Genomic DNA, 18,888 nt, shown 5'->3' with positions numbered 1-18,888 from the left:
GCATCCCCTCGGGGGATCGGCCGACGTACCCGGCGGGCGAGGGGTTGGCGTTCAGGCAGGTGATATCTGTGAATGGGGGAATGGTGGGATGAGTACAAGAAAACGCGTGGTGATCACGGGCATCGGGGCGCTGTCGCCGCTGGGCCATGACGTCGAGACGGTGCTGGACAGCCTGCGCGCCGAGACCAACAAGGTCCAGCGCATGACGGAGTGGGCCGACTACGAAGGCCTCAACACCCAGGTGGGCGTGCCCTGCGCGCCCTTCGAGCTGCCGGCCGACCGCTACAACCGCAAGAGCATGCGCAGCATGGGCCGCGTGGCCCAGATGGCGACACGCTCGGCCGAGCTGGCCCTGCAGCAGGCCGGCCTCATCGGCGACCCGCTGGTGACCAGCGGCAAGCTCGGCGTGAGCTTCGGCAGCTCCAGCGGCACGCCCAGCGCCGTCGGCGACTTCGGCCGCATGATGAGCGCCAAGAGCATCGAGGGCATCAACGCCAACACCTACGTGAAGATGATGTCGCACACGGCGACCGTCAACATCGCGGTGTTCTTCGGCATCACCGGCCGCATCATCACGACCAGCAGCGCCTGCACCTCGGGCAGCCAGGGCCTGGGCTATGCCTACGAGGCCGTGCAGAGCGGCAAGCAGGTCGCCATGCTGGCCGGTGGCGCCGAGGAGCTGGACCCGACGCAGGCGGCCGTGTTCGACACGCTGTTCGCCACCAGCACCAACTACAACGATCAGCCGCGCCTGACGCCGCGCCCCTTCGACAAGGATCGCGACGGCCTGGTGCTGGGTGAGGGCGCCTGCACCTTCGTGCTGGAAGAGTACGAGCACGCCAAGGCGCGCGGCGCCCACATCCTCGGCGAGATCGTCGGCTACGGCACCAACTGCGACGGCACCCATGTGACGCAGCCGCAGTCCGCCACCATGGCCCAGGCCATGCGGCTGTCCCTGGAGGACGCCGGTCTGCCGCCCGAAGCCATTCCCTATGTGAATGCCCACGGCACCTCGACCGACCAGGGCGACGTGGCCGAGAGCCAGGCCACGCAGTCGGTGCTGGGCAGCCGCACGGCCATCTCTTCGCTGAAGAGCTATATGGGCCACACCCTGGGCGCCTGCGGTGCGCTCGAGACCTGGATGACGCTGGAGATGATGAAGGCCGGCTGGTTCGCGCCGACGCTGAACCTGCGCCAGGTCGACCCGCGCTGCGGCGAGCTCGACTATGTTCTGGGGGGCGGGCGCAAGCTCGAGACCGAGTACGCCATGACCAATAATTTCGCCTTCGGCGGCATCAACACGTCGCTGATCCTGCGTCGTCTCTGACATCACTCAGCAAGGGAGCCCAAGATGATTTCTTCCATTCGCCTCAAGCAACTCCTGGTCGCCACCAGCCTGGGCCTGGCCCTGGGCACGGCATACGCCCGTGACGAGCCCATGCTGATGCCCGAACGCATCAGCACGCAAGGCAAGCCCGACATCAACCAGGCCAAGCTGCACGAGGTCTTCATCCGCGCCGCTGCACGCCGCAACTGGACGGTGGAGAGCGATGCCCCCGGCGAGATGGTTCTCAAGCAGAGCCGCCAGGGCAAGCACGAGGCCACGGTCAAGGTTGCGTATGACAACAGCACCTACCAGCTCAGCTACGTCAGCAGCTACAACCTCAACTTCAACCCCAGCACCCAGCGCATCCACCCGACCTACAACATGTGGCTGCGCAACCTGAGCAGCGACATCAGCAGCGAGATCACGCTGGTCGGCATCAAGTAAGGTGCGACCCGTCCCGGGCGTCCAGCGCCCGGGGCTTGAACCCATCCAAGGAGCTGGTCCATGAAGTCTCGTTTTGTTGCCCTGGCCGCTGTTGCGGCGCTCTCGTGCGCATCCGCCTTTGCGCGCGACACCGTGCTGCACATCCCGCTGTCCGACGTACTGGAACTGCCCGAGGCCAAGGGCAAGCTGGATCCGAATTTCAAGTTCTATCTCGCCGGCCAGAACACGCCCAAGGTCATCAAGCGCTTCGCGACCGACGTCAGCAACCCCAAGACCAATGGCGTCGGCAAGAGCGACGAGTTCGGCTGCAAATGGGCGGCGCTGACGGCGCTGATCAATCTGCAGGACAGCGCCAAGCGCCATGGCGCCAATGCTGTCGTCGACATCGTCAGCTACTACAAGAAGGTCGAGTACCAGAACGCGACCAACTTCGAATGCCATGCGGGCGCCATCATCATCGGCGTGGCCCTGCGCGGCACCTACGCCAAGATCGCCGACTGATCCATCGTGCTGTGCCTGCTGGCGCCCGAGCCCGAGTTGCGGGCCGGCATGGCGCCGCCGGCCGGCTGGCTGACGGCTTCCGAGACGGCGCGCCTGCGGGGTTTCAGCACGCCGGCGCGGCGTGACACCTTTCTGGCCGGCCGCTGGCTGGCCCGTCGCGCGCTGCAGCGCCTGCTGAGCGATGCCGCGCTGCCGGTCTTGGAGGTCGCCGACAGCGGCGCCTGCGTCGTGGCCGGCGCCCATGTCTCCATCAGCCACAGTGGCGGCTTCGTGGCCTGTGTCGCCGGCGATGTGCCGGTGGGCATCGACCTCGAGGACCTCAGGCGGCCGCGCGACCACCTGGCGCTCGCCGAAGCCGTGCATGGGCCCGCGCAGCGCGAGCAGCTGGCGGCCTTGCCCGCCGCCGCGCGTGCGCTGCCTTTCCTGCAGTGGTGGACGCTGAAGGAGGCCTGGCTGAAGGCGCGTGGCGAGGGCCTGGATTTCGCGTTGATGCGGCGGCTGGAGTTCCAGGCCGATGGCGCAGGCGACATGGCCGTCACCCGCGTGGGCGACCTCGTGCTGGCACTCGCCGCCGACCCCGCGCTGACCGCCCGGATCGACGGCCTGCCGGCTGCGGTCTGGCAGCGCTGCCGCAGCCGGATGCTGGACTAGCCCGGCTTGCGCGCGATGCAGTTCAGCAGCGTCTCTTCGCGCTGCTCGGGCACGCCGAAGCCCAGCCATTCCAGGGCGCCCAGGTCCTTGCGGCTCCACCACAGATAGGGCGTGCTGACCTGCTCGGGCTTCACGTCGAAGCCGGCGTCCTTCAGCAGGGCCAGGAACTCCGGCGCGCTGCGCTGCACATGCATGGGATGGCGGAACAGCAGGCGGATGACCCAGCTGTGGATGTAGGCGCGGGTGCTCTCGGCCAGCAGCAGGCGGCCACCGGGCTTGAGCACGCGGAAGACCTCGGCCAGGGCGCCGGTCTGGTCGACGATGTGGTGCAGGGTCTGGTGGCAGAGCACCAGGTCCACCGACGCATCCGGCAGCGGGATGGCTTCGGCGTGGGCATGGTGCAGGGTCACCGGCACGCCAGCGGCCTGGCGCATCGCGTCGCAGCGGGCGTTGAAGTCGGGCTCGGGGTCGAGGGCGTGCAGGTGGCTGGGCTTGAAGCGCTCGGCCAGCTCGGGCAGGGAGTGGCCCTGGCCGGTGCCGATGTCCAGCACGACACCGCCGGGCGGCACGTCGGGCGCCATGCGCTGCAGGTCGTTGAGGGCACGCTGCAGCACGTGGATGCGCCAGGTCGGCGTGGACAGGAACCACAGGCCGAAGCGGGTTTCGGGAACGAAGGCGAGCGCCTTGGTCGCGGCCGTGGAGGGATTCGAATTCATGGCGTGGCAGTGGCTGGTGGCCTGTCCGGCCGAGCGGCCGCGATGATAGGGGTTGGCTGCTGCGCCGTCTGGGCGGCCGACTCTAGCGGCGGTGTGGCCCAGTCGATGTGGCCGCGCGCCAGGCGCAGCAGCAGCTTGTGGCCGATCTTGAAGTTCCAGTTGAAGCTGGTCTGCAGCACGACGACGGCCATGCGGGCCTCGCGCTGCACGCCGACATAGGCGGTGTGGCCGACCGCCATGCCGACCTGGTTGGTGATGGCGATGCCTTCGAAGTCGTCGGTGACCCAGGCGATGCCGGGGGCGTCGGCCGGGCGCGGTGTGCGCACGCGCAGGTTGTCGGCCAGCAGGCCGTGCAGGCGGTCGCTGTCGGCGTCCAGGTGGGCGACGGCGAAGTCCAGCATGTCCGATGCCGTCGAGTACAGCGCGGCCGAGCCCTGCATGGCGGCCGGGAAGCGCCAGTCGGCCACCGGCCGGCCGCGCGGCATGAAATAGGGCTGGTCGCCGGCATGGCCCTGGGCGCGATGCGCCTGGCCGGGATCGAAGCCGGTGTGGGCCAGTTGCAGCGGGGCCAGTACCTTATCGGCCAGCAGCGCGTCCAGCGACCGGCCGGTACGGGCCTCGATGGCCATGCCGATCAGCGCATAGCCGATGTTGGAATAGGCCGGCTCGGGATGCGGCGGCGGCGTGAAGCCGGCCATGAAGCGGGCCAGGCCCTCGGCGTCCATCACGTCGTAGAAGTTGCTGCCGGTGAAGGTGAAGCGCAGCAGGCCGGTCAGCATGCGCAGATCGGTGGGCTGGCGCGGCAGGCCGGCGCTGTGCGTGGACAGCTGCAGCAGTGTCAGCCGCGCGGCGGCCGGCGTGGTGCGCAGGCCGGGCAGCAGTTCGCCTAACGTATCTTCCCAGCGCAGCACGCCTTCATCCACCAGCACGCTCAGCAGGGCGCCGGTGTAGCCCTTGGTCAGCGAGCCGATGGGAAAGCGCGTATCGGGGCCGAGTGGCGTGCCATCGGTCTCGCCCTGGCCGTAGCTGAAGAAACGGCGGCGGCCGTCCGGCGTGGCGACGCCGACGATGACCCCCGGCGTCTCGTGCGCGGCCAGCACCGGCTGCACCAGGCGTTCGACACCGTCGCCCAGCGTCTCGCGGCGCGGTGCGTTGCCCGCCGGCTCGGGGTCCTGGCGAGTGAAATGACCACAGGCGCTCAGCAAGGCGAGCAGCCCCAGCAGCAGGGCGCGCCTCACGGGGTCATCTTCAGCAGCGAGTGCCAGAAGCCGGGGATGCGCTGGACGGGAGCGCCCGGCGCGACGGTGCGGGCCAGGGCCACGGCCTCGACGTCGTCGGCCTGGCCGTAGAAGGGCTGGTCCGATACGCGCAGCCCCTGCGAGCGGGCGCTGTTGACGAGAAGCTGCAGGTACTCGGCCAGGTGCTCGGCCGTGAAGGGGTTGGGATCGTGGAAGGTCACGACGACCGGGATCACGCCTTCCACCACCGGCAGTTCGCCGGCCAGCACGCGCGGCCTCAGCAATTCCATCTGGTACTTCATGTGCTGGCGGCGGCGCGGGCTGCCATAGGGCGGGATCAGCTTGCCGTCGTTGGCCGTCACATCGGTCAGCAGGGCGCTCAGGCCGGCCTGGGCATAGGCCTGCAGCGTGCGGTCGTCATAGGCCCACATCGGCGGGCGCACGATGCGCGGCACGAAGCCGAGTTCGGCGTGGTCGGCCAGGCCCGTCTTCAGCGTGGCGCTCAGCGTCTCTGCGCTCATGCCGAGGTGGTTGGAATGGCCCGGCGTCGCGGTGTGGAAACCCAGCACATGGCCGGCCGCCAGCTCGCGGCGGATCAGCTCGCGGCCCTGGGGCGTGCCGCCGCCGTTGCTCGCGCGGGTCTGCACGAAGAAGATGGCCTTGAGGCCGGGCTGCACCGGGTTGCGGGCCAGCGTGCCCAGCACCTGCTCGGTGGGGTTGGGCGCGCTGCGGATGCTGGGACCGTCGTCAAAGGTCAGCAGGAAGCGCAGCGGCGGCGTGTCGGGGCTGGCCACGCGATGGGCCGCCGATCGGCAGCCGCCCAGCAGCGCAATCGCCGCCAGCGCGAGACAGAGGAAGAGGGTGCGCACGAGACCGTCTGGCCCCGGGGCGGGGCGCGGTTTTTTGAGGACGCGCGATTCTATGGATGCGGCCGCGCCACCGACCCTAGCAAACAAGGGGGTGGCCGGACGGACAATGCCGGCATGACCGACGACCTCATCACCCTGCAGGCGCCCGATGGCGCGAGCCTGAAGCTGTCGCGCCAGGGCGCCCATCTGCTGTCCTGGAAGCCGGCCGGCGCGGCCGAGCAGCTCTATCTGTCGCCGCGCAGTGAATATGCACCTGGCAAGGCCATCCGCGGCGGCGTGCCAGTCTGCTTTCCGCAGTTCTCCGATCGCGGCCCCCTGTCCAAGCATGGCTTTGCACGCACCCTGCCTTGGGAGCTGGTCCAGCAGCAGCAGGGCAAGGACGACGCTCTGGTCGTCATGCGCCTGCGCGACAGCGACGCGACGCGGGCGATCTGGCCGCATGCCTTCGAGCTGGAATTGAGCGCACGCGTCGGCGGCCGCAGCCTGGACATCGAACTCGCCTGCGAGAACCTCGGCGACGCACCGCTGCAATTCACCGCCGCCCTGCACACCTATCTGCGCGTGGGGGACCTGGACGCCGTCAGTGTCGAAGGCCTTTCGGGCCTGCGCTACTGGGACAACATCAAGAAGGCCGAGGCCCTGCAGCGCATGGACCTGCTGCTGACCGGCGAGAACGGCGTGCTCGACCTCGACCGCGTCTACTTCGGCGTGAAGGAGCGCCCGCTGCTGGTCAGCGAGGACCGCCGCCAGTTGGCCGTACGCCAGCAGGGCTTCGACGATGCCGTGGTCTGGAACCCCGGCCCCGAGCGCTGCGCCCAGCTGGCCGACATGCCGCCCGAAGGCTGGTCGGAGATGCTGTGCGTTGAGGCGGCCGGCATCGGCCGCCCCATCGAGCTGCAGGCCGGCGAGGGCTGGGTCGGGCGGCAAAGCCTCGAGCTGCTCTGACCTCGATAATCCGGGGCATATGTTTGCCCCGCTTCAGAACGACACCTTCCTGCGCGCCTGCCTGCGCCAGCCCACCGAACACACCCCCATCTGGCTGATGCGCCAGGCCGGCCGCTACCTGCCCGAGTACCGGGCCACGCGCGAGAAGGCCGGCAGCTTCATGGGCCTGGCCACCAACCGCGACTACGCGACCGAGGTGACGCTGCAGCCGCTGGAGCGCTACCCGCTGGACGCGGCCATCCTGTTCAGCGACATCCTGACCGTGCCCGACGCGATGGGCCTGGGCCTGTCCTTCCAGCAGGGCGAGGGCCCCAAGTTCGCGAAGACCGTGCGCGACGAGGCCGCCGTCGCGGCGCTGGAAGTGCCCGACATGGACAAGCTGCGCTATGTCTTTGACGCCGTCACGTCCATCCGCCGTGCCCTGAACGGCCGCGTGCCGCTGATCGGCTTCTCGGGCAGCCCCTGGACCCTGGCCTGCTACATGGTGGAGGGCGGCGGCTCGGACGACTACCGCCTCGTCAAGAGCCTGATGTATGCCCGCCCCGACCTGATGCACCGCATGCTGGACATCAATGCGCGCGCGGTCGCGGCCTATCTGAACGCCCAGATCGAAGCCGGCGCCCAGGCCGTCATGCTGTTCGACTCCTGGGGCGGCGTGCTGGCCGACGGTGCCTTCCAGCAGTTCAGCCTGGCCTATTCGCGCCAGGTGCTCGGCGCAGTGAAGACCGAGCATGAAGGCGTGCGCATCCCGCGCATCCTGTTCACCAAGGGCGGCGGCCTGTGGCTGGACGAGATCGCCGACGCCGGCGCCGATGTCGTGGGCCTGGACTGGACGATGAATCTCGGCAGCGCTCGCGCCCGCGTCGGCGACCGCGTCGCGCTGCAGGGCAATCTCGACCCCAATGTGCTGTTCGCGCCGCCCGAGGCCGTGCGCGCCCAGGCCCGTGCCGTGCTGGACAGTTTCGGCAAGCCCGCGGCCGGCCAGGGCCACATCTTCAACCTGGGCCATGGCATCAGCCAGTTCACGCCGCCCGACAGCGTGACGGCCCTGGTCGACGAGGTGCACCAGCACTCGCGCCGCCTGCGTTCGGCAGCCTGACTGGGCCGTCAAATCTGCACTTGACCAGCGACTTATCCCCAAAAATTGGGGGGCGGGGGCGCTGGACCACGGTTGGTGCGGCGCACCTAAGAGTTTTCCCGAATCTGTGCTAAGTGCTTGATTTTCAACGCAGCGCACAAAACGGTCCGACGAACGGATTTGGGGCAGTCCCGCCCGGCTCGCCCCTCTATCGGCCCTTGTGGGCTGATTTGCTCACAAACTTATCCACAGAAATTGTGGGCAACCCAAGAGCCTTTCAAAATCATGCACTTGCAGCCAACTGCTGAGCCAATGCTTCACAAGAAGCGCGGAGCTGCGCATGGCTGATTTGTTGGGCTCCACAACGGTGCGTGTCGCCGTCGACGCGCCCCAGCACAGCGGCCTGAATGGCCCGCTTGACTACGCGAGTGAGCAGGCGCTCGCATCGGGAACTTTGGTCCGGGTGCCGCTGGGCAAACGGGAACTGCTGGGCGTGGTTTGGCCGGGCGAGGCCGAGCCGGCCGCAGGCCTTGCGCTGAAGCCCGTGGCGGCCGTTTTCGATGCCCTGGTCCCCCTGGGCGACGACTGGTGCCGGCTGCTGGACTTCGCCGCCGGCTACTACCAGCGTAGCGTTGGCGAACTGGCCAGCGCCGTGCTGCCGCCGCAACTGCGGGAACTATCGCCCGAGCAGCTGGCCGCGCGCCTGCGCAAGCTGGACCGCAAGGCGGCCAAGGCCGTCGAAGTGCCCGAACCGGTCAAGCCCGAGTTGGCGCCGGAGCAGGCCGAGGCCGTCGCGCGCATCGCGGCCCAGGTCGAGGGCGGGGTTGCCAAGCCGGTGCTGCTGTTCGGCGTGACCGGCAGCGGCAAGACCGAGGTCTATCTGCGCGCCGCCGAGGCCGCGCTGGCCGCCGGCCGCCAGGTGCTGGTGCTGGTGCCCGAGATCAACCTGACGCCGCAACTCGAGGCCCGCTTCACCGAGCGCTTCGCGAGCCTGCTGCCCGAGCCTCTTGCCATCGTCTCCCTGCACAGCGCGCTGACGCCGGCCCAGCGGCTGCAGAACTGGCTGGCCGCCCACCTCGGCCGCGCCCGCCTGGTGCTGGGCACGCGGCTGGCCGTTTTCGCCTCCCTGCCGGACCTGGGGCTGATCGTCGTCGACGAGGAGCACGACCCCTCCTACAAGCAGCAGGACGGTGCCCGCTACTCGGCACGCGACCTGGCCATCTGGCGCGCCCACGACCGGCGCATCCCCGTCGTGCTGGGCTCGGCCACGCCTTCGCTGGAGAGCTGGCAGCACGCCGAGAGTGGCCGTTATGAGCGTTTGACGCTGGCCGCCCGCATCGGCGGCGGCGCATTGCCGCGCGTGAAGCTCTTCGACATGAAGGCCCTGCCACCCAGCGCCGGCGTGACGACCGCGCTGACCGCGCCGCTGCTGGCCGCGCTGAAGGAGAGGCTGGATCGCGGCGAGCAGAGCCTGGTGTTCCTGAACCGCCGCGGCTACGCGCCGGTGCTGCATTGCGGCGAATGCCAGTGGAAGAGCGACTGCCCGCATTGCAGCGCCTGGCGCGTCTTCCACAAGCGCGACCGCACGCTGCGCTGCCACCACTGCGGCTTCACCGAACGCGTGCCGCAGGCCTGCCCCAACTGCGGCAACCACGACATCGCGCCCATCGGCCGCGGCACCGAGAAGCTGGAAGAGCAGTTGAGCGAGGCCCTGCCCGGCGCGCGCGTGCTGCGCATCGACGCCGACTCGACGCGCCGCAAGGGCGAGCTGGAGGCCCAGCTGCAGGCCGTGCACGACGGCGAGGTCGACATCCTGGTCGGCACGCAGATGATCACCAAAGGCCACGACTTCCGGCGCATCCGCTTCGTCGCGGCGGTGAACCCGGACGGCGCCCTGTTCAGCAGCGACTTCCGCGCCCCCGAGCGGCTGTTCGCGCTCTTGATGCAGGCCGGCGGCCGCGCCGGGCGCGATGCCGCGGGCGAGACGCCGGCCGAGATGTGGGTGCAGACCTGGCACCGCGACCACGCCCTCTACCAGGCCCTGGCCCGCCACGACTATGTGCGCTTCGCCAGCGACCAGCTCGCCGAGCGCCGCTCCGCCAGCCTGCCACCCTTTGCCCACCTGGCCCTGCTGCGTGCCGAAGCGCGCACGACCGAGGCCGCCAAGGCCTTTCTCGACGCGGCGGCCGAGCTGCTGCAGGACGCGCAGGTGCTGGTCTACCCACCGGTGCCGCATGCCGTCGCCCGCGTGGCCGACATGGAGCGCATGCAGATGCTGGTGGAGGCGACGCAGCGCGCGCGGCTGCAGGCCTTTCTGCGCGCCTGGGTGCCGGGGCTGATTGCGCTCAAGCGCGAGCACAAGGCCGTGTTGCGCTGGGCCGTCGACGTGGATCCCCTGGCCATCTGACGAAGCCAGAATGCGGCGATGGACACCTCACGCCGCCATCTGCTGCAACTGTCACTGGCCGCCGGTCTCGCTCCCGGTTGGCTGCGCCATGCACGGGCGGATGCGTCGCCACGCTTTGACCTGGGCATCGCCTCCGGCCATCCGACGGCGGACGGCATGGTGCTGTGGACGCGCCTGACCGGCATCGACCTGCCGGAGCGCGTCGAGGTGCGCTGGGAGATGGCCGAGGACGAGGGCTTCAAGCGCGTGCTGGCCTCCGGCACCGAGACGGCCGAGGCGGCCTGGGGCCACAGCGTGCATGCCGAGCCCGCCGGGCTGAAACCGGGCCGCTGGTACTGGTACCGCTTCGAGGCCCTGGGCCAGCGCAGCCCGGCCGGCCGCACGCGCACCACGCCGGCCGCCGCTGCGCTGGAGCCGCTGCGCTTCGCCATCGCCAGCTGCCAGCGCTGGGACCACGGCTTCTTCGCCGCCTGGCGCCACATGCTGGCCGAGGAGCTGGATCTCGTCCTCTTCCTGGGCGACTACATCTACGAGTACGGCGGCGCGGCCGGCCGCGTGCGGCCCCAGGAAGGCGGCGAGGCGGTGACGCTGGCCCAGTACCGGGCCCGCTATGCGCAGTACAAGTCCGACCCCGCCCTGCAGGCCATGCACGCCGCCGTGCCCTGGCTCTTCGTCTGGGACGACCACGAGGTCGAGAACGACTACGCGGGCCTGCGCGGCGACCGGATCGGCCAGGATTTCCCCGCCCGCCGCGCCGCCGCCTACCAGGCCTACTGGGAGCACCAGCCCCTGCCCAAGGCCTGGCGCCCGCGCGGCGCGGACATGCGCATGCACGGCCGCCATGCCTGGGGGCGCCTGGCCGTCATCCATGCCCTGGACGACCGCCAATACCGCGACCCCCAGGTCTGCACGCGGACCGGCCGCTATGGCAGCAACACGCTGCCGCTGCGCGAATGCCCGGAGATGCTGGATCCCAAGCGGACGCTGCTGGGCGCTGCGCAGGAGCAATGGCTGGCCGAGGGCTGGGACCTGACGCCGGGCCGCTGGAATCTGGTCGCGCAGCAGACCCTGATGGCGCGCATGAACTGGAACGCGGCCGAGCCCACCTACTGGACCGACGGCTGGGACGGCTATGCGCCGGCGCGCAGCCGGCTGCTGGCCACGGTGCGAGAGCGCCAGGTGCCCAATGTGGTGGTGCTGGGCGGCGATGTGCACAGCCATGTCGTGGCCGACCTGAAGGCGGATTTCGACGCTGCGGAATCACCCACGGTGGCCAGCGAATTCTGCGGCAGCTCCATCACCAGCTGGGCCGGCAAGCAGAACCTGGATGCATTGCGGGCGGTGAACCCGCATCTGCGCTATGCGCGCAACGACCAGCGCGGCTATATGGCCTTCACGCTGGATGCCAAGCAGGGGCTGCGCGCCACGGTGCGTGCGCTGGAGGATGCGCTGAAGCCGGACAGCGGCATCAGCACCGTGGCCCGGTTTGTCGTGGAGTCGGGCCGTCCCGGCCCTCTGCCCGCTTAGCGGCGCGTCGGGACCGGCGCGGCCAGCGCGGCGGCCAGGGCCGTGGCGCGGCGTGCCTCGGCCTTGCGGCGCAGCATGCGCGGCAGCAGCAGGCAGCCGGCGAGTGCGGCGAAGGTCAGTGCCAGGCTGTTGGGCTCGGGCACGCGGTTCAGGCTGACGTTGTCGAGGTTGGCGCCCAGGCTGTCGCTGGTGCCGGTCGACGCGAAGCTCAGCAGGTTGCGGCCGGACTGGGCCGTCACGCTGAACTTGATCTCCGTCCATTCATTGCCGTTGGCGCCCAGGCCGCTCAGCGTGGCGCCCAGTTGCTGGCCGTTCCAGAACGCCTGCATGCCATTGGTCGACGCGGCCTGGAACTCGCGCGGCGAGTACCAGAAGCTGAGGTCGTAGCGCGCACCGGCCGACAGGCTGTCGAGATACTGGCCGATCGTGGAATTGCCGGTGGTGTCCAGCTCGATGTAGTTCAGGCCATCCTGGGCCCGGCCCGCGACGTTGTTGCGGATCTCGAAGCCCGTGCCGGGGCCGGCCAGCCAGGTCCAGCCCGGCGTCGTGGCGACATTGACCCAGCTGCCGTTGGCGACGGCGGTGCTCTCGAAGCTGCCGTTGACCAGCAGGTTGCTGCTCGGCACCGGCGCGGCCAGGGCGGCGGAGCTGAGGGCGATCAGGGCGAGCAGGGAGGCGGCGCGTTTCATCGGCGGGCAGGGTTTGATGTGTGACTGGCCGCGATTCTTTGGCCTGCCCGCTCCGTTGCCGGGTGCAGAGTTCACACCCGCACAAACACCCCCCTCAGACCGGTGTAGGGGCTGTGACGCAAGTCACTGAAAACGCTGGTTGAGATCTGAGGTGTTTCGGGCCGAGCGCTGGGCCTGCCATGGGCCAGAGGCCCATGGCCTTCCGTAGGCACAAGCAGTCCGCAGGGACTACTTGTGTCCGACTCCAGTTCGCGATGCCGCAAGCATCGCCGTCCCCTCGGGGGACCGACCAAGCATGCCTACGTAGAGTAGGGCGTGATTGGGCGAGGGGCTCGTTTACCGCGGGGTATGCGCGATGCTGCTCGCCAGCGCCGTGGCACGGCGTTGCTGTTCCTGGCGGCGCAGGGCGCGGCTGACCGGGCGTGCGAGTGCCAGCGCTGCGACGCCCAGGGCGACCAGCAGCGCGCCGGTGTCGACTTCGGCAGGCAGCACTTCGTAGTCGACCTCGACCTGGCGTTTGGGCTGGGTCCAGGGGCTGTTGGCGTTCAGCGACGTCAGGCTGGCCGAGCCGAGACGGCCAGCGTCGGCGATGACGGCTGCCGTCGTCGTGTCGACGATGGGTTGGCGCGCTTCACGCGTGGCACCGGCCGGGGTCGACGAACTGAGGGCAGCGAGGACAGCAGCAAGGACCAGGGCTTTCATTGCAGGCTCACCGGAAAGAAGGGCTGGATCGCATTGTTCGCAGCCTAGCGTGGCGAAGTTGTGAAGACTTCACGCGCTTGAGGGGGCCCCCCGCGAATGAGCGCCCTAGCCTTGACTTGCTGAGGAAGCCCTCGCGGCGGCCTTGGCGGCCAGTTCTTCGCGCATGCGCTTGAGCTTTTCCCGGGGATCCTCCCGGGTGCTGCCTTCGTTGAGCTTCATTTCGGCCAGAAAGCGGCTGGGGATGCCCACAACGGTGTCGCGGCCTTTTTTGCGCCGGCGCAACGTCGACACCGCCAAGGTTGTGCGGGCGCGGGTGATGCCGACATACATCAGCCGCCTTTCCTCCTGCAGGGCTTCTGCCGTCAGCTCCGCCTCCTCACGCTTGAAGGGCAGCAGCCCCTCGTTGACGCCGGCCAGCACCACATGGGGCCACTCCAGCCCCTTGGAGGCGTGCAGCGTCGTCAGCGTGACCTGGTCCTGCTCCTCGCCGCGCTCGGCCAGGGACAGGATGACGGAGATGGTCTGGGCCACATCCAGCACGCTCTGCTTGGGCTCGGTGAAGCTGACGCCGTCTTCCTCGCTGTGCTGGCCACCGCAGCGCTTGGCGATCCAGTCGACGAAGTCCAGCACATTGCCCCAGCGCGCCTGGGCGACCTTCTCGTTCTCCTCGTTGTCGATGAGATGAGCCTCGTAGGCGATGTCCTTGAGCCACTCCATCAGCATGGCGTGGGCGGCGGTGTGGCCCTCGGTGTGCCTGGCCTTGAATTGAAGGTCATTCACATAGCGGCCGAACTCATGCAGCTGGGCCAGCGCCCGCGCCGTGACGGCCGTGGCGAGGCTCTCGGAGAACAGGGCCTCGAACATGCTGCACTTCCACTGCGCCGAGAAGCTGCCCAGGGCGCCAAGCGTCGTGTGGCCGATGCCGCGCTTGGGCGTCGTCACGGCGCGCAGGAAGGCCGGATCGTCGTCCTGGTTCACCAGCAGGCGCAGCCAGGCGCACAGGTCCTTGATCTCGGCCTTGTCGAAGAAGCTCTGGCCGCCCGAGACCTTGTAGGGGATCTGGGCGCGGCGCAGGGCCTGCTCGAAGATGCGCGCCTGGTGGTTGGCGCGGTAGAGGATGGCGAAGTCCTTGAACTGCGGGCCCTTGCCGTCGGCGCGCAGCTGCTGGATGCGCGCCACGGCGCGCTCGGCCTCGTGCTCTTCGCCGTCGGCCTCCAGCAGCGCGATGGGTTCGCCGTCGCCGTATTCGCTCCACAGCTTCTTCTCGAACAGCTTGGGGTTGCCTGCGATGACATTGTTGGCCGCGCGCAGGATGGAGCCGGTCGAGCGGTAGTTCTGCTCCAGCGGGATGACCTTGAGCGCCGGGTAGTCGGTCGGCAGGCGCTTCAGGTTCTCGATGGTGGCGCCGCGCCAGCCGTAGATGGACTGGTCGTCGTCGCCCACGGCCGTGAACATGCCGCGCTCGCCCACCAGGGCCTTGAGCAGCTCGTACTGCACCGCATTGGTGTCCTGGTACTCGTCCACCAGCACATAGCGCAGCTTGTTCTGCCATTTCTCGCGCGCCTCGGCGTCGGTGGTCAGCAGCTTCAGGGGCAGGGTGATGAGGTCGTCGAAGTCGACGGCCTGGTAGGCCGCCAGGCGCTCCTGGTAGCGCACCATGACGGCGGCGGCCGAGCGCTCGTCCTCATCCTGGGCGACCTGGGCCGCCTGGGCCGGGCCGAATCCCTGGTTCTTCCACAGCGAGATGGTCCACTGCCAGCGCTGCGCCTGCTTCACGTCGGTCGTGCCGCCGGCGTCCTTCAGCACATTGAGCACGTCGTCGCTGTCGAGGATGGAGAACTGCTCCTTCAGCCCGACGCGGTGGCCTTCCTCGCGCAGCAGGCGCACGCCCAGGGAGTGGAAGGTCGAGATCGCCAGGTCCTTGGCGGCCTTCTTGCCGACCAGGGCCTTGGCCCGCTCGCGCATTTCCTGCGCGGCCTTGTTGGTGAAGGTGATGGCCGCGATCTGGCTGGGCCGGTAGCCCGACACCAGCAGCTGGGCGATCTTGGTCGTGATGACCTTGGTCTTGCCCGAGCCGGCTCCGGCGATGACGAGGCAGGGACCGCTCAGGTGATGGACGGCTTCGAGCTGGGCGGGGTTGAGGCCGGCCGAGGGTTGGCCGGGGGGGGGTACTGCGGAAGACATGAGTGGGTTGGGTTCGGGCGGGCCGAGCGACGGGCCGCTCCCTAGCCGGCCCGCTCTGGCGATGTGCTTGGCGGTCGATCCGGCAAGCATCGCCGTCCCCTCGGGGGACCGGCCAAGGTACTCCTTGGCCGAGGGGCACACATCATGCCACCCTGGCCACTCCCTCTCCCGGCAAGGCTCTCAGCCCCAGCCCCAGCAGCAGCAGCATGAAGAAGATGAAGCCGATGCGCGGCGCGTCCAGCAGGCTGTCGAAGGCGCCGACGGTGCCGAAGCCGATCAGGGCGGCGACGATGGCCGGCGCGAGCGGATGGTCGCGGCCGCGGCCGAAGGACAGCCGCGCCAGCGCCAGCAGATAGGCGCTGCCCACCAGAGCCAGGCCGATCAGGCCCTGCTCGAACAGCACATGCAGGGCCGCGTTCTTGATGTGCCAGGGCATGTGGTGGCGGTCGCTGGAGAAGAACCAGTGCGCCATCTCGCGGTTGAAGTCGCCGTTGACCAGCAGCTGGCGGCCTTGCGCGTCCTGCATGGCGATGCGGGCGATGTCGACGCGCGCGGCGCGGGTGTCCAGCGCGATGGAGAAGGTCACGAAGCGCGGCGCCCACCAGTCGCCCCCGAGGGCCGGCACCGGGCCGAGCTTGAACTGGCTGGTCTGCCAGGCGCCCATGCCGGCGGTGGCGGCCGGCGGGGCGTCTGCCTCGGCGCTGGCACCCGCTTCGGCCTGGGCCTGCACGCGCAAGGGCTTGAGCTGGGTCTCGAGGCTGTAGCAGCTGTCCGGATAGATCAGGTTCTTCTCGCAGATCTGCAGCACCAGGTTGGCGTCGGCGGCGGTGCGATGGACCAGGGTCAGGGCCACCGGCCCCGGCACCGGCGTGGCGATGCGCTGGCTGATGCGGAACTGCTCGCCGCGGCCCAGCACATGCTTGCCGGCGGCCAGGGCCAGATAGGACTCGGTCGGGTCGTGGCGCAGCCGATAGTCGCCGACCTGGCTGCTGATCGGGCCCTCGTAGAAATTGCTGGGCACGAAGCGTCCGCTGCCCTTGCCCAGCAGCCATTGGCGGCCGCCATGCAGCATGGCCAGGCCGTCGCGCCAATGCGTGAGCCGGGTCTGGCCGTCTTCCTTCCAGGTGGCGACGCGGTCGCGCAGATAGGCGCCGCCACCCAGGGCCGCGACGATGGCCATGACGAGCAGCAGGCCGGCAATCAGCAGGGCGCGCTTGCGCCAGCCCGACTTGCCCGAGCCGCGCAGCGGCCACAGGCGCTGCTCGAGCAGCATGGCGGCCCACAGGCCGGCCAGGGCCAGGCCGGCGGCTCCCGCCGTCCAGCGGCCGGCAGTGCCGCCCCAGTAGTCGGCCACGATGACCATGGTGGCCAGCAGCCAGAACCAGCAGGTCGACACCAGCAGCACATAGATCGGCCGGACTTCACCGGGCCGGTCGCGCCAGCGCAGCACGGCGCAGGCCACCAGGGCGACGACATTGAGCACATAGGCCGCCTTGGGCACGGCCATGGACAGGGCCCAGCTCAGCACCCCCAGCAGCAGGGCCAGCAGCCCGCCCATGACGACGGCCGTCAGCCGCTGGCCAAAGGCCGGCAGCCACAGGCTGGCCGGCATGGTCAGCAGGATGACCATGACGAAGAACAGGGCCAGCAGGCCGCGGTAGCCGCCACCGCCGAAGACCAGGGCGGCCGCCAGCGCGAAGGCGCCGGCCATGGCCAGGGCGCCGATCTTGGCCAGGCGCGGCAGCGGCTCGTCCACGGCACCGAGGGTGCTGTCGATGTGGCTGCTGTCGGGCCCGGAGGCGGCGGCGCGGCGGCGCTGCGCGTCGGCCAGCATGACCATGGGAATCAGGGCCAGCGGCAGCGCCAGGTAGACGCCGCGCGAGAAGGTGGTGAGGCAGGCGTAGGCGGCCAGCAGGGCCACACCCATGCCGATGGCGAAGCGCCAGGGCGAGCGCGTGCGCAGCAGGGCCAGCAGCGCGAAGGGCAGGGTCAGCACGAGGAAGCCGTCCAGGGCCGCGCCGCCGACATGCATCTCCCAGAACAGGGCCGTGGTGCGGTAGTCGGTGGAGAAGTCCAGCAGACCGGTATAGGCCAGGCGCTCCCACAGCGCGGCGGCGCTGCCGCCGGCCAGGGCCAGCACCAGGCCGAGCAGCAGGCCGCGCGAGAAACCGCGGGGGCGCGCGGTCGCGGCGGCCGTCCACAGCGGCAGCAGGGCCAGGACCAGGAAGATGGCCTTGGCGTTGCGCACCGAGTTCATCGCCTCGTGGTAGCCGTGGAACCAGCCGAAGCTGAAGCCGCCGGCATCGGCGAAGCCGCGCTTCACGCTCCAGGCAGCCGACAGCGCCAGCGCGATCAGCAGCGCGACGACGCCGGGCGAATAGACCAGGCCATGGCGCCACGCTGGCGCGCGGTCGCGCGCATTCAGCTGCAGCGCGTAGGCGAGATAGCCGCCGCAGCCGCAGGCCGTGGCGAGCAGGTCCAGCTCCTCGAAGCTGATCCAGCCGCTCCAGGGCGCCAGGCCGATGAGGGGCAGGGGCGCAAGCAGCAGGACCGGGGTCTTGACCCAGAACAGCGCGGCCAGCAGCACGGCGACGCCCCAGGCGGCCAGGGCCAGCGGCCCCGACAGCGGGTGGTGCCAGGCCAGCTCGGCGCCGACCAGGCCCAGGCCCAGGCCGGCCGCCAGGGCCAGCCACTGGGCCTTGGTGGCGGGCAGCCGCAGCTGCAGCTCGCCGAAGCCGAGCAGGCCGGAAGCGGGGTTGGCGGGGGAGGCCCCGATCGCAGCCATCAGCGCGCCCGCCGGCTCGGGCCGGCTGGGAGGAGAGCAGAACGGGTGGCGGACAGGGGCGCAGGCTGCGGGCGGGTCATGGAACCTCCGGGGAAGCGCGCATTGTTGCCGAGCACCTTCGGCGCTGCATCCCGGGCAACCCCGGCCGAAGCCCGCGGCTCAGCGCTTGCGCCGCGCCAGCGCGAGCAGGCCCAGGCCGCCCAGCAGCAGGGCCGCCCCGGCGGGCTCGGGCACGGCGGTGACCTGGATGTTGTCGAAGCCGACGATCTCGGACACGCCGTTGTGGAACTCGCCCTTGATGGTCAGGCTGGTCACGTTGGACAGCACCGCCCAGGACGGCAGCACGAAGCTGTAGCGATGCCACTGGCCGTCGGCCGGCGGGGTGTTGACGGCGGCCATGTCGAACACCACGCTGCCGCCGGCGCCGGTGATGGTCACCTCGCCGAAGGGCGCCCAGTCCGGCGCGTCGCCGTTGATGTTCTTGGCGTCGAAGGACAGCGTGCCGCCGGCGTAGGCCGACCAGTTGCCCAGCCAGGCCGCGGGGGCGTTGAGCAGGAAGTCTTCGCTGGTGGTGTCCGTGATCTGCAGCCAGCCGCCGCCATTGCCGCCGGTGGCCATCCAGACCTGGTCGCCACCGTTGCTGGTGGTCCAGCCTTCGGCATCGGTGTCGAAGCCGGCGGCCAGCGCGGCGGAGGCGGCGAAGCCCAGGGCGGCGGCGACGAAGGGCGCAAGAAGACGACGGGCCATGGCAGGCGCTCCAGGATCAGTTGGGGCGCGCATGGTGGCCGAGGGCCTGCCCCGGCGACATCCCTAGACAGTTCCCTG

16 protein-coding genes are annotated in these 18,888 nt (G+C 69.9%); 8 read left to right on the top strand and 8 right to left on the bottom strand.

Going from position 1 to position 18,888, the window contains the following annotated elements; all coding sequences use genetic code 11:
- Window positions 1–88: 88 nt before the first annotated feature.
- The 4 genes from AC07OY_RS09145 to AC07OY_RS09130 are packed head-to-tail and all read left to right on the top strand — an operon-like array spanning window position 89 to window position 2,923.
- Complete coding sequence (locus tag AC07OY_RS09145; RefSeq protein ID WP_495042247.1) at window positions 89–1,327, top strand: beta-ketoacyl-ACP synthase; 1,239 nt, start codon at window positions 89–91, stop codon at window positions 1,325–1,327.
- 24 nt (window positions 1,328–1,351) lie between these two features.
- The gene (locus AC07OY_RS09140; protein WP_495042246.1) at window positions 1,352–1,771 is read left to right on the top strand and encodes a hypothetical protein; all 420 of its coding nucleotides are present in this window, start codon (window positions 1,352–1,354) and stop codon (window positions 1,769–1,771) included.
- 60 nt (window positions 1,772–1,831) lie between these two features.
- Window positions 1,832–2,272, top strand: coding sequence for an excinuclease ATPase subunit (locus AC07OY_RS09135; RefSeq protein WP_495042245.1), 441 nt, complete (start codon window positions 1,832–1,834; stop codon window positions 2,270–2,272).
- 6 nt (window positions 2,273–2,278) lie between these two features.
- Window positions 2,279–2,923, top strand: a complete 645-nt coding sequence (locus AC07OY_RS09130) for a 4'-phosphopantetheinyl transferase family protein (protein ID WP_495042244.1) — start codon at window positions 2,279–2,281, stop codon at window positions 2,921–2,923.
- On the opposite strand, the gene AC07OY_RS09125 is transcribed toward AC07OY_RS09130, so the two are convergent.
- The 3 genes from AC07OY_RS09125 to AC07OY_RS09115 are packed head-to-tail and all read right to left on the bottom strand — an operon-like array spanning window position 2,920 to window position 5,746.
- A complete protein-coding gene (locus AC07OY_RS09125; protein WP_495042243.1) occupies window positions 2,920–3,639 on the bottom strand; it encodes a class I SAM-dependent methyltransferase in 720 nt (239 codons plus the stop codon). The two genes, AC07OY_RS09130 and AC07OY_RS09125, sit on opposite strands and share 4 nt — an antisense overlap.
- Window positions 3,636–4,877 (bottom strand): serine hydrolase domain-containing protein, encoded by a 1,242-nt coding sequence (locus AC07OY_RS09120; protein ID WP_495042242.1) that lies wholly within the window; start codon window positions 4,875–4,877, stop codon window positions 3,636–3,638. The genes AC07OY_RS09125 and AC07OY_RS09120 overlap by 4 nt, the downstream gene beginning before the upstream one ends.
- A complete protein-coding gene (locus tag AC07OY_RS09115; RefSeq protein WP_495042241.1) occupies window positions 4,874–5,746 on the bottom strand; it encodes a polysaccharide deacetylase family protein in 873 nt (290 codons plus the stop codon). The genes AC07OY_RS09120 and AC07OY_RS09115 overlap by 4 nt, the downstream gene beginning before the upstream one ends.
- Before the next feature lie 114 nt (window positions 5,747–5,860).
- Between AC07OY_RS09115 and AC07OY_RS09110 the strand changes: the two genes are divergently transcribed.
- The 4 genes from AC07OY_RS09110 to AC07OY_RS09095 all read left to right on the top strand — a co-directional run bounded on the left by AC07OY_RS09110 (window position 5,861) and on the right by AC07OY_RS09095 (window position 11,703).
- A complete protein-coding gene (locus tag AC07OY_RS09110; RefSeq protein ID WP_495042240.1) occupies window positions 5,861–6,691 on the top strand; it encodes a D-hexose-6-phosphate mutarotase in 831 nt (276 codons plus the stop codon).
- 19 nt (window positions 6,692–6,710) lie between these two features.
- Window positions 6,711–7,790, top strand: coding sequence for a uroporphyrinogen decarboxylase (hemE, locus tag AC07OY_RS09105; RefSeq protein WP_495042239.1), 1,080 nt, complete (start codon window positions 6,711–6,713; stop codon window positions 7,788–7,790).
- A 319-nt stretch (window positions 7,791–8,109) separates the two neighbouring features.
- Window positions 8,110–10,176 (top strand): primosomal protein N', encoded by a 2,067-nt coding sequence (locus AC07OY_RS09100; RefSeq protein ID WP_495042238.1) that lies wholly within the window; start codon window positions 8,110–8,112, stop codon window positions 10,174–10,176.
- Window positions 10,177–10,194: 18 nt separating this feature from the next.
- Window positions 10,195–11,703 carry an alkaline phosphatase D family protein gene (locus tag AC07OY_RS09095; protein ID WP_495042237.1) on the top strand — a complete coding sequence of 503 codons (1,509 nt, stop codon included), beginning with the start codon at window positions 10,195–10,197 and terminating at the stop codon, window positions 11,701–11,703.
- Here the strand turns inward: AC07OY_RS09095 and AC07OY_RS09090 are convergent.
- From AC07OY_RS09090 to AC07OY_RS09070, 5 genes are all read right to left on the bottom strand, one after another.
- Window positions 11,700–12,392: a carbohydrate binding domain-containing protein gene (locus tag AC07OY_RS09090; RefSeq protein ID WP_495042236.1), complete on the bottom strand. Its 693-nt coding sequence runs from the start codon at window positions 12,390–12,392 to the stop codon at window positions 11,700–11,702. The genes AC07OY_RS09095 and AC07OY_RS09090 overlap by 4 nt on opposite strands.
- Window positions 12,393–12,728: 336 nt before the next feature.
- Entirely contained in the window at window positions 12,729–13,094 is a 366-nt protein-coding gene (locus AC07OY_RS09085; protein WP_495042235.1) for a hypothetical protein, read from the bottom strand.
- A gap of 105 nt (window positions 13,095–13,199) precedes the next feature.
- The gene (locus tag AC07OY_RS09080) at window positions 13,200–15,278 is read right to left on the bottom strand and encodes a UvrD-helicase domain-containing protein (protein WP_495042234.1); all 2,079 of its coding nucleotides are present in this window, start codon (window positions 15,276–15,278) and stop codon (window positions 13,200–13,202) included.
- A gap of 142 nt (window positions 15,279–15,420) precedes the next feature.
- The gene (locus tag AC07OY_RS09075; protein ID WP_495042233.1) at window positions 15,421–18,063 is read right to left on the bottom strand and encodes a hypothetical protein; all 2,643 of its coding nucleotides are present in this window, start codon (window positions 18,061–18,063) and stop codon (window positions 15,421–15,423) included.
- A 159-nt stretch (window positions 18,064–18,222) separates the two neighbouring features.
- The gene (locus AC07OY_RS09070; RefSeq protein ID WP_495042232.1) at window positions 18,223–18,810 is read right to left on the bottom strand and encodes a PEP-CTERM sorting domain-containing protein; all 588 of its coding nucleotides are present in this window, start codon (window positions 18,808–18,810) and stop codon (window positions 18,223–18,225) included.
- Window positions 18,811–18,888: the final 78 nt, after the last annotated feature.

Source organism: Roseateles sp. GW821-FHT09H10 (assembly GCF_059415865.1).
This window is presented reverse-complemented; position numbering and strand designations above follow the sequence as displayed.

Excerpts from the sequence above, each read along its gene's own strand:
- hemE (WP_495042239.1), top strand. The coding sequence starts at position 6,711 with ATGTTTGCCCCGCTTCAGAACGACACCTTCCTGCGCGCCTGCCTGCGC.
- AC07OY_RS09075 (WP_495042233.1), bottom strand. The coding sequence starts at position 18,063 with ATGGCTGCGATCGGGGCCTCCCCCGCCAACCCCGCTTCCGGCCTGCTC.
- AC07OY_RS09090 (WP_495042236.1), bottom strand. The coding sequence starts at position 12,392 with ATGAAACGCGCCGCCTCCCTGCTCGCCCTGATCGCCCTCAGCTCCGCC.
- AC07OY_RS09145 (WP_495042247.1), top strand. The coding sequence starts at position 89 with ATGAGTACAAGAAAACGCGTGGTGATCACGGGCATCGGGGCGCTGTCG.
- AC07OY_RS09100 (WP_495042238.1), top strand. The coding sequence starts at position 8,110 with ATGGCTGATTTGTTGGGCTCCACAACGGTGCGTGTCGCCGTCGACGCG.
- AC07OY_RS09125 (WP_495042243.1), bottom strand. The coding sequence starts at position 3,639 with ATGAATTCGAATCCCTCCACGGCCGCGACCAAGGCGCTCGCCTTCGTT.
- AC07OY_RS09080 (WP_495042234.1), bottom strand. The coding sequence starts at position 15,278 with ATGTCTTCCGCAGTACCCCCCCCCGGCCAACCCTCGGCCGGCCTCAAC.
- AC07OY_RS09095 (WP_495042237.1), top strand. The coding sequence starts at position 10,195 with ATGGACACCTCACGCCGCCATCTGCTGCAACTGTCACTGGCCGCCGGT.
- AC07OY_RS09140 (WP_495042246.1), top strand. The coding sequence starts at position 1,352 with ATGATTTCTTCCATTCGCCTCAAGCAACTCCTGGTCGCCACCAGCCTG.
- AC07OY_RS09110 (WP_495042240.1), top strand. The coding sequence starts at position 5,861 with ATGACCGACGACCTCATCACCCTGCAGGCGCCCGATGGCGCGAGCCTG.
- AC07OY_RS09070 (WP_495042232.1), bottom strand. The coding sequence starts at position 18,810 with ATGGCCCGTCGTCTTCTTGCGCCCTTCGTCGCCGCCGCCCTGGGCTTC.
- AC07OY_RS09085 (WP_495042235.1), bottom strand. The coding sequence starts at position 13,094 with ATGAAAGCCCTGGTCCTTGCTGCTGTCCTCGCTGCCCTCAGTTCGTCG.
- AC07OY_RS09135 (WP_495042245.1), top strand. The coding sequence starts at position 1,832 with ATGAAGTCTCGTTTTGTTGCCCTGGCCGCTGTTGCGGCGCTCTCGTGC.